Source organism: Actinomycetota bacterium (genome assembly GCA_036280995.1).
Lineage (GTDB): Bacteria > Actinomycetota > CALGFH01 > CALGFH01 > CALGFH01 > CALGFH01.
The window spans coordinates 1-10,233 of sequence record DASUPQ010000456.1 but is presented as its reverse complement, the minus strand read 5'-3'; the positions used below and the strand labels follow the sequence as shown (position 1 = coordinate 10,233).

The window sequence follows — 10,233 nt, the reverse complement described above, 5'->3', positions numbered from 1 at the left end:
CCGACGATAGCGCCTATCGGCTGTGACCCCAGGACGTCATCCCAGCCCGGCCAGGTGGTCACCGAGCCACGGACAGTTTCGGGGGGCCGCCCGTCGGTGGCCTGCCACCCATCCGGGCTGGTCCCAGCCGGGCGGCAGGCTACCACTCCAATCAGGTTCGGTCGTTTCCGTCTGTGGTTGCCGAAACGTCGGCGGCCGCCGCAAGCTGCCGGCTCTCTGCCGGCACGAACGGGCTGTTGACCGTCAAGCGTCGTGCCTGAGTCGGGGAGAAGAGATAGGTGGTCTCGCCCCCGCAGATGCCGTCCGATTCGCCGGGGCGCTTGATCCAGAGCAGCGCGGCCAGCCCCGGCATGCCCGTCCTGGTCGTGGGGGCCTGGCCCAGTGCCTGGCGTCGCGGGTTGCACCACTCGTCGTCCCGGTCTGGCTCATCCGGGGGAGGGCCGAGGCCGTTGCGGGAGGTGTCGATGACGAAGTCGCGCCGGCCGAGGAGGTCCGAGAGCTCCCGTCCCCACCGGTAGCTCTGTCTGGTGGTCTGGCGGTTGGCGACGTTGACCGAGAAACCCAGGGCGTACTGGATGCCGGCGCGCAGCAGGCGCTCGGCCATCTCGCCGGTGCTCCGCCAGCGGGCGTGCCCGGCGTCCAAATAGACGTACTGGCCGGCGTTGGCGAGCCGCTTGACGCTGTGCTTGAGCAGGATCGCGCGCCTGGTGTCGAAGCAGTCGGCGGCGACGGCGTCGGGTTCGACCACGATAGCGGCGCGTGTCGAGCCCAGGTGGTCGATGAGCCGGTCGATCCAGCGACGGTAGTGCTTGCTCGTGGGGGCGCCCTGGCCGGAGGAGCTGCAGCCGCGGTTGGGGAGGTAGTAGGTAACCAGCACCAGCAGGGCCTGCTGCTGGCGGGCCCGGGCAGCAAGTGCCGGGAGTCTGGCCAGGTCCTGGGGGCCGTTCAGCCAGCGTGCCTGTGGCCGGGTGGTGATCGGGTCCAGCCAGCCGGCTCCGTGCTCGCGTTGCCAGCGGGCACCTGCGGTCTGGTCGTCCACGAACAGCTGGGCACCGCGGAACGGCTGCTGCAGCGGCGCGTAGGTGACCGCCGGCGGGTCGGGGTGCAGGGTCGTGTCCGGTGTGTTGGCGCAGGCGCCGGCGAGCGCCGCCATGACCGCGACGGCCAGCGCGGCACAGAGGGGCCTGCGTATCGCTTCGCGATCCGGCGTCCGCATGGCTACCTCGGCTGCCAGTACCGGCTGACGCGGTAGATCTGGACGCCGTCGTCGCCCGAGCCGAACCGCGCCACCGCCACCGCGTGCTTGCGTGCCTCGGTGGCCGTGGGGTACTTGGCCACGCCCGCCGGGGTCGCGTAGTACCAGTTCGGGAGGACCAGGTAGTCGATGCGGCGCAGCTTCTCGCGGACCGCCGGGTCGGTGTCGAGCTTGTAGACGATGATGGGCTGAGGGTCGAAACCGTAGTGGTGGACCAGGTCGGTCCAGATGCTGTCGTGGACGACCAGGACCTTGTCGCGGGGAACGTTGTTCGCCAGCCACTGGGTGGCGGACCAGAGCGGCGGCTCCTGCCGCACCTGCAGCATGAGCCGCAGCGTTGGGGTCCACGAGCCGACCAGGACCGCGGCCAGACAGACAGCGGCCAGGCCGGTGGTCAGGGCCCGCAGGGGTGGGAGCGGTCGGCCGGACCTCCGCCCGCCGGCCAGGGGTCGGAAGGTGGCCAGCCGTCGGTTGCCGGCGACGATCTCGACGGCCCCCACGGCGACCAGCGCGCTCCAGGGCATCAGGTTCACGACATGCATGAACGGCACGTAGCCGCCGCGAACCAGGACCAGCCACTGGAGGACCAGGACAAGGACCGCTGGCCGGAGCCGACGGGCCAGGAGGGCGATGGGGATGGCGACCAGGCCGGCCAGCAGCAGCCACCGGTCGGTGCCGAGCCACTGGCCGACCATGTGCGCGGTGGGGCTGCTCGGGTCGAGGAGCGAGCCGCTGGACTCGCGCTCGACCAGCTGCCACTTGGCCGTGCCGAGCAGGCTGTTCTGGCCTGGACGCTCGAACAGCTCACCCTTGTAGAGGGCGTACAGCGGGTACATGGCCATCAGCAGCAGCCCGCTGAACCCGGCCACCGCGATCACCTGAGGACGGTTACGGCGATCCAGGTTCTGGATCATTGCCCAGACCAGCGCCGGGAGCACGACCAGGGCGGTCTCCTTGGTCAGGGCGGCCATGGCGAACGACAGCGCGGCGCCGGTCGCCGCCGAGATGCTCCTGCGGGGTGAGGCGGCCAGCAGGAACGCCAGCAGCAGCCAGGGTGTGACCAGGTTGTCGAGAAACGTCCAGCGGCTGTACATCAGCTCGAGCGGGCAGAGCCCGAACAGCAGCACCGCCCCGGCGGCGCCCCACCGGCTGAACTGCAGACGGCGAGCCAATGCGAACAGGAGCGCGCAGCTGGCCAGCTTGGCCAGCAGCATGCACTCGTTGCCAAAGCCGATGGCCGAGTCGTACCGGTTGAACCCGTTGGTGAGCATGGACCACAGCGAGAGCTGGATCCAGCCCGCCGGCGCATGATCGTAGATGTAGGAGTAGGGCGAGAGGGCCTGCTGGTACTGCAACGACCAGGCCTGCGACAGGTAGGTCCCGGGGTCGTCGACCCATCGGGGGAAGCTCCACATTCCGATGGCGTGGACGGCACCGACCAGGGCCAGCAGCGGGACCAGCAGGCACGCGCTGGCGGCGTGCCGCCGGACCCACTCCCCGGCCACGATGCGGGCCTGGCGGCGCAGCGACAGCCCTTCTCGGATGTCGGTGAGCTCGGGAAGCTCGACTGAGGTCATGATGGCTTTTCGGCCATCGTCGGCGGCCGTGGACTGGCCGCCGACGTACCGAGATGGACGCCCTGGTGACGGGTCTTTACCCAGTCGTTCCGGCCGAGCGCGAACCGGGCCGTCGCCCAGATCGCGGCCACCGACAGCACCACCTGGAATGGATAGGCACCCAGGACGAGGCCGGCATAGTCGCGCAGCCGCACCCGCTCGCCGAAGGTCTGTCCGAACTGGCCGAGCAGCACGACGTCGAGCACGACGGTGAGCCCGCTGAGGGCGAGCGGGACCGTGGCCAGCAAGGTGAGCAGGACCGGCGCCTTGTGGAACAGGGCCAGGGCGAGGGCGACCGGCGCCAGCAGGCCGGCGATGGCCTGAAAGAACTGGAAGCCGAGCACATAGACGGCCAGCACCCGCTGGCTGAGGGTGGGCAGCCGCAGCCAGTCCCCCTCGACGAAGACGTGGATGAAGCCCTGCATCCATCGCACCCGTTGCCTGATGAAGGCGGCCAGGGTGGCCGGGGTCTCCTCCCTGGTGACCAGCTCGTCGATGTAGACAACGTCGACCTTGAAGCCCAGGACGGAGGCGAGGATGCCGATCTTGCAGTCCTCAGTCAGGCATGCTTCATCCCAGTAGCTGCCGTGTCGCCGGTGGAGGGCGTCGAGGAACTCGCGGCGGAAGAACACCGTGTTCCCGCCGAGCGGCATGACCCTGACCGCCGCCTGGAGCTTGAGGCGGGACTGGAACCACTTGAAGTACTCCAGCACGTTGGCGACCCGCCACCAGGCGCTGGCGTGCGCTTGCCACCACCGGCGAGCCCGGGCCAGCCGCCCAGCCGGGAGCGGTAGGGAGTGCGGGTCGGAGGCGAAGTTCATCAGCTGCACGCCGCACTGCACGATCCCCGCCCCAGTGGTGCGGAACCGGTAGTCGACCAGCTTGAGCAGGTCGGGGTGGAACAGGTCCTCGGCGTCGGCCACGCCGACCCAGGCGAAGGAGATCTGGAGCTCGTGCAGCATCTCCACGGCGGCGTTGAGGCCGATCGGTTTGTTGTGGACCTCGGTCTCCTCCGGATACGGGCACACCAGGACCTTGCCGGGGTGTTCGCGTGCCTTGTCGTGGGCGATGGCCGCCGTGCCCGGGTCGTCGGGGTGATCGATGATCGGCACCACCCAGTAGTCGGGGTGGTCCAGCTGCGCCAACCGCTCCAGGGTCTGGCCCGCGACCGCCTCCTCGTGGCGCATCGGGACCAGGATCACCCCTGGCAGCCGGGGTGCATCCGGCTCCCCGTAGCGGTGGGGGTCGTTGTGCTCCGGCCGCCACCACTTGTAGAGCTGGAACGCCAACGTGGTCGTGGCGACCAGGATCATGAAGACCGAGACCACGAGGATGAACGCGTCGGTGAAGAGCACAGCCGACACCCCGGCCAGCACCGTGCCCAGGATGAGCCGCCGCACGCGACGCGAGGTGACCGTGCGGTCCGCCGCGTAGCGTGGACGCAGCCGGGATCGCGCGGAGAACGACCAGTACTTGTCCGAGCAGAAGTTCACCACACCGCCGACGACCAGCAGGCTCCAGTAGGCGACCGACGAGCCAGTCCGCGGGGCCACGATCGGGAACAGGGCGACGCAGACGAGCAGGCTCGCGCCCCGGGCGAGATGGAACCGGCCCCACCGGCGCCAGAGGCCGACTCCGGAGCCGGCGACACGCCGCCGCCAGGTGAGGCGACCGTTCGCCAGGAAGTTGAGCTGCAGGGTCGCGACCGCCTGGACCGCGTTGGCTACCCCGGCGGCACACCCGAACGCGATCAGCAACTTCAGCAACCCGTGGCCGGCGAGCGCGACGGAACCTCCGACCAGCGCGAACAGCCACTTCTCCCGGCACCAGAGTCTCGTAAGGATCTTGCCGAACAGAGTTCACCCTCCGTGCTCACACCGCCGGCGCAGCGGTCACCGCATCCAGTCCACGGTGACGGCCCGTGAGCAGTTCTCCGGCGCGAGCGGCGGCGCACCGGCAGACACGAAGGGTGAAGCCGTCTGGTCCTCGCCTACCCAGCCGCGCCGGGCGGTTAACGTCATCTCCGCGTCCCCGAGCGGTCACAGGAGACAGTGGGCGACCTAGGGTGATCGCCTGCCAGCGGGCCGCGCCCTAATGGCACCTTTGCGATCGACACGAGGCGGTACTCCCGGCGCGGTATCGGCCGGACGCTGTCGGCCCGTCGCGTCCCGGACGTCATGACGGACTCCCCAAGAGGTCATAGCGGATAGCAGGCGACAGAGGGTGATCGCTTGCTGGCGGCTCGCCGTCCGACGAGGGCGACCAAGTCGGACGGCGAGCCGCGCCCTCGGAGCTAGAGACCAACGCCGCAAGCTGGTCGTGGGCTGAGCGTCAACCTCGAAGCCCGTGCCAGCCGAGACTCGGCACGAACGAGCGGCCATGCAGCGACCAATGCGGTCCCAGCACGGCGAGATGCAGCGGACTGCGCGGCATCGGGAGCGAGAGTGCCGGGTCCAGCAGGCTGCCGTGCTGCCGGGTTGGTCCTCGGATAATCCGGGATCACGTCATGACGAGTCCCGCAGCCAGTCAGGAAGGTAGGAACGGTCCCGGATAGCGGTATTCTGCGTTGATCGTTGCCTCTGAGGCTTCTGAGCGATATGTTGCGGCTGGCGAGCACCGACTGGCCTCCTCTACGTCTGCTCATTGGTCACCGTTCCAGGAGATGTCCCGCCGTCAATACTTGAGGGGATGGGCCATGCGGCGATCAGCGCACAGCGCACTCAGGCAACGGATCCGAGCGACCATCGCCGTGGCTGGGCTCCTGGGGGCCATCCTTGGCCTGTCTGCCACGTCGGCGGAGGCGGCGACTCTGCCGCCGGGCTTCACCGATGAGACGGTCTGGAGCGGGCTGGCCAATCCGGTGAACATTGAGTTCGCCCCCGACGGCGCGGTGTTTGCCGCCGAGAAGGGCGGCGAGATCAAGGTGTTCGACAGCGTCTCGGACACCACCCCGTCCGCCTTCGGCACCGGCCTGGCCCCGGCGGTGCACGACTTCTGGGACCGGGGCATGCTCGGCTTGGCGCTCGACCCGCAGTTCCCCACCCGGCCCTATGTGTATGTCCTGTACACCTACGATCACGTGCTCGGGTCCAGCGCCCCACCGCCCCGGTGGGGGGATGGCTGTCCCAACCCGCCCGGCGCCACCGACCAAGGCTGCGTGGTCAGCGGCCGACTGTCCCGGCTGACCGCCGACACCACCAGCAAGCGGATGGTCCCAGGCAGCGAGCGCGTGCTCATCGAGGACTGGTGCCAGCAGTTCCCCAGCCACTCGGTGGGCGACCTGGCCTTCGGCCCCGACGGCGCCCTGTATGTGAGCGGCGGCGACGGGGCCAGCTTCAACTATGTCGACCACGGCCAGACCGGCAATCCCTGCGGCGATCCCATGGGTGGCGCCGGCATCGGCGACGACGAGGGCGGCGCCTTGCGCTCCCAGGACCGGCGCACCTCGGGCGACCCGGTGACCCTGGACGGCACGGTGATCCGCATCGCCGCGAGCACGCTGGCCAGCTTGCCGGGCGGCACGCCCGCGTTGACCAGTAACGCCGGCCGGATCATCGCCACCGGGATGCGCAACCCGTTCCGCATGACCACTCGACCCGGGACCAGCGAGATCTGGCTGGGTGATGTCGGTTGGAGCACCTGGGAGGAGATCAACCGGATCCGGCCCGGTGGCGCCATCGAGAACTTCGGCTGGCCGTGCTATGAGGGCGACGGCCAGCAGCCCGGCTACCGTGACGCCAACCTGGCCATGTGCAGCAATCTGGCCGCGAGCCAGGTCACCAGGCCGTACTACCGGTGGCAGCATGGCGGGCCGCTGGCTGGGAGCGGCTGTGTCAACACGGGGTCGGCGGCTGCCGGGGTGGCCTTCTCCGACCCGGCCGGCAACTACCCGGCCAGCTACGACAACGGGCTGTTCTTCGCCGACTACACCCGCAGCTGCATCGGGGTGATCCCAGCGGGGTCGGGCGGCCTGCCCGATCCAGCCCAGGCCCAAGTGTTCGCCACCGGCGCCTTCGGCATCGTCGAGCTGGAGATCGGCCCGGACAAGAACCTGTGGTGGGCCGACCTTGGCGGCTCCGTGCATCGTGTCACCTACACCGGCGGCAACCAGGCACCGGTGGCCCGGATCAGCGCCAATCCGACCAGCGGCCCGGTCCCACTGGCGGTCAACTTCGACGGCAGGGGCTCCAGCGACCCCGATGCCGGCGACACGATCGCCTCCTACGCCTGGGACCTGAACGGCGACGGCGCCTTTGGCGACGCCACCACCGCCACGGCCACCCACACCTACCCCACGCCCGGCAGCTACACCGCCAAGCTCAAGGTCACTGACAGTCGGGGGCTGGTCAGCGACCCCGCCTCGGTGACGATCACGGCGGGCAACTCACCACCGACGGCGGTCATCGACACGCCGGCACCAACACGCACCTGGACGGTCGGCGACACCATCGGCTTCTCCGGCCATGCCAGCGACTCGCAGGACGGCACGCTGCCGGCGACCAGGCTGTCCTGGTCGCTGATCCTGCACCACTGCGCCACCCCAACCGACTGCCACACCCACGCCGTCCAAGACTTCAACGGGGTGGCCAGCGGCTCGTTCTCGGCCCCCGACCACGAGTACCCGGCCTGGATCGAGCTGCAACTGACTGCGACCGACAGCGGCGGGCTGACCGACACTGCCAGCGTGCGCCTCGACCCCCAGACGGTGGACCTCACCTTCCGCTCCAACCCGACCGGACTGCAGCTCACGGTGGGCAGCAGCGCCTCCACCACGCCGGTCACCCGCACGGTGATCGTCGGCTCCCACAACACTATCGCGGCGCCCCTGACCCAGGCCCTAAATGGCACCAGCTATGAGTTCGTCTCCTGGTCCGACGGCGGCGCCGCCCAACACGACGTGATCGCCCCCGCCACCCCGACCACCTACACCGCCACCTACCAGCCGGCACCGGCCGGCTGCACGTCCGGGCAGTGGAAGGCCAGCTACTTCGCCAACCAGACGCTGTCGGGCACAGCGGCGGGTGAGCGCTGCGAGGCCGCGGTCGACTACAACTGGGGCCTGGGTGGTCCGACCGGGGTCGGGGTCGGCGCCGACAACTTCTCGGTCCGCTGGGTGAAGACCCAGACCTTCACCGCCGGCACCCACACCTTCAGCGCCACCGCCGACGACGGCGTCCGGGTCTACCTGGACGGCACGCTGATCATCGACCAATGGAAGGACCAATCGGCAACCACCTACACCACCTCCCGCGCGATAACCGCCGGCAGCCACGAGCTGAAGGTGGAGTACTACGAGAACGGCGGCGACGCCGTGGCCAGGTTCAGCGTGACCGCCGACGCCGCCGCCTCGTGCCCGATCGGGCAGTACAAGGCGAGCTACTTCACCAACCAGACGCTCACCGGCACCCCGGTCACCGAGCGGTGCGAGACCGCGGTCAACTACGACTGGGGCGGCGGTAGTCCGTCAGGCGCCGGGGTCGGTCCGGACAACTTCTCGGTCCGCTGGGTCGCGACCCGCTCGTTTGCCACCACCGGGAGCTACACCTTCACGGCCACCGCCGATGACGGGATACGGGTGTATCTGGATGGCGCGCTGGTCATCGACCAGTGGAGGGACCAGTCGGCAACCACCTACACCGCCTCCCGGACCGTGACTGCCGGCAACCATGAGGTGAAGGTCGAGTACTACGAGAACGGCGGCGACGCCGTCGCCAAGGTGACGATCGCGCCATAGGTCCTCGAACGTAAGGAATCCAGGCACCATGCTGCCACCGTGAGAGAGAGGCGGGACTAGCCGAGCGGCTGGAAGGCTTGCTCGAACTGGCGGGCTAGAGGCTGGGAGGCGTCCCACTGGTCGGCCGGGACGATGTACTCGACGTTGTAGCCCCACCTCCGGCCCTTGACGTTGATGTGGCTGACATGGACCCGGCGGCCGTCCCTAACTGCCAGGTACTCGAACACGACCGCAGGCCGGTGGCCGGCGTAGATCTGGTCCTCCTCGTAGCGGACCTCGCGGAAGCCGGCGAGGTTTCGCCGGGCCCAGGTGCGATAGTCCCGCGAGGCCTGGGGCAGGGGGGCCGAGGGGTTCTGAGAGCGGACGGTGAACACCCGCCTGGCGCCGCCTTGTTCCTCCAGGACCGCGGCGTTGTAGCGCTGGCGGGTCCGTGCCCGGAACCCGGGCGGGACGCCGACGCGGTTGTTGCCGGCCCGGTTGGTGAACACCCGCCACCCGGCCGGCAGCCCGCCTGGGGAAACGACCCTCGTGGAGGGTGTGGCCGCTTGGCTGGTGGCAGGGTCCTTGCCAGTTGACGGGGCCGCCCGGGTGGTGGCGGGCTCTCTGCTGGTGGACGGGGCCGACCGGGTCGTCCCGGTGCCGCCACCAGAGGTGCCCCTGGCCGAGGCCGCTCGGTCCTCGTCGGACTCCACCCGGGCGCTGGTGCTGGTCGCCGGCGGTGCCACCCGGTTCTCGCCCACCGGGTCCGGCCGCAAGGCACCAGGCAGCCAGGCCAGCAGCAGGCCACCCATGACCAGGAGGGCAAGCACGCCAGCCGCCCATCCCCGGATCGGGCGGCGGACCGGCGGGGCCGGCGGTAGGACCGGACCCGTTCGCGGCTGGGCGGCAGCCGTCCCGGTTGAAGGCTCCACCGTCGGCGCCGTGGCCGGGTCCGACGCTGGCGCCTCCAGCGGGCTCCTCCCGGCCGTCGCCATGGCCGCCACCGGCGTCTTGGCCGGCTGTGGGCGAGAAGGTGACCGAGTAGGTGAGCGTGGGATGGCACCGCCAGTTGTTTGCGTCGAAAGGAACTCAGAGGGTGGAGGCGCATGGGCCACCTTGACCAGCCAGCGCAGCCAGATCCGGACCTTGGAGGCGGAGAGCCGGTCCTCTGGGTTCTTGGCCAGCAGCGCCGTGAGCAGCGCCTCCAACGGACCGGCCCGCAGCATCGGCCGTGGATCCTCGTCCACCACCGCGGCCAGCGTCCGGACCAAGGTGCCCTTGTCGAACGGCGGCGCTCCCTCGACGGCGAAGAACATGGTCGCGCCAAGCGCCCACACGTCGGCCGCAGGGTCGCTTGGCCTCCCTCGCGCCTGCTCCGGCGCCAAATAGGAGGGCGAGCCGAGGGCCAGGGCGGCCGCAGTGAGCTGTCGGGCACCCTGGAGTGGGGTGACGCCAAAGCCGGCCAGCCGCACACCACCGTCTTTCCGCACCATCACATTGGCCGGCTTGACGTCGCGGTGGACAATCCCGGCGCGGTGAGCGACCTCCAGCACACTCGCCACCTCAGCGCCGATCGTGGCCACTCGCCTCAGTGGTAGCGGCCCCTCGGCCCGCACCAGATCCGCCAGGGTAGGGGCCTGGACGAGCTC

General features: G+C 69.9%; 5 protein-coding genes. 1 reads left to right on the top strand and 4 read right to left on the bottom strand.

What is annotated here, in order from left to right:
• Positions 1-151 precede the first annotated feature (151 nt).
• From VF468_15185 to VF468_15175, 3 genes are all read right to left on the bottom strand, one after another.
• Positions 152-1,153 (bottom strand): glycoside hydrolase family 6 protein, encoded by a 1,002-nt coding sequence (locus VF468_15185; protein HEX5879637.1) that lies wholly within the window; start codon positions 1,151-1,153, stop codon positions 152-154.
• Between the two features lie 65 nt (positions 1,154-1,218).
• Positions 1,219-2,832 (bottom strand): glycosyltransferase family 39 protein, encoded by a 1,614-nt coding sequence (locus tag VF468_15180; GenBank protein ID HEX5879636.1) that lies wholly within the window; start codon positions 2,830-2,832, stop codon positions 1,219-1,221.
• Positions 2,829-4,673 carry a glycosyltransferase gene (locus VF468_15175; protein ID HEX5879635.1) on the bottom strand — a complete coding sequence of 615 codons (1,845 nt, stop codon included), beginning with the start codon at positions 4,671-4,673 and terminating at the stop codon, positions 2,829-2,831. The genes VF468_15180 and VF468_15175 overlap by 4 nt, the downstream gene beginning before the upstream one ends.
• Positions 4,674-5,731: 1,058 nt before the next feature.
• Here VF468_15175 and VF468_15170 point away from each other — a divergent pair.
• A complete protein-coding gene (locus tag VF468_15170) occupies positions 5,732-8,605 on the top strand; it encodes a PA14 domain-containing protein (protein ID HEX5879634.1) in 2,874 nt (957 codons plus the stop codon).
• Positions 8,606-8,661: 56 nt separating this feature from the next.
• On the opposite strand, the gene VF468_15165 is transcribed toward VF468_15170, so the two are convergent.
• A partial coding sequence (locus VF468_15165; protein ID HEX5879633.1) for a protein kinase occupies positions 8,662-10,233 on the bottom strand: 1,572 nt, incomplete at its 5' end.

Coding starts and splice junctions, on each gene's coding strand:
- VF468_15185 (HEX5879637.1), bottom strand. CDS start 1,153: ATGGCGGCGCTCGCCGGCGCCTGCGCCAACACACCGGACACGACCCTG.
- VF468_15180 (HEX5879636.1), bottom strand. CDS start 2,832: ATGACCTCAGTCGAGCTTCCCGAGCTCACCGACATCCGAGAAGGGCTG.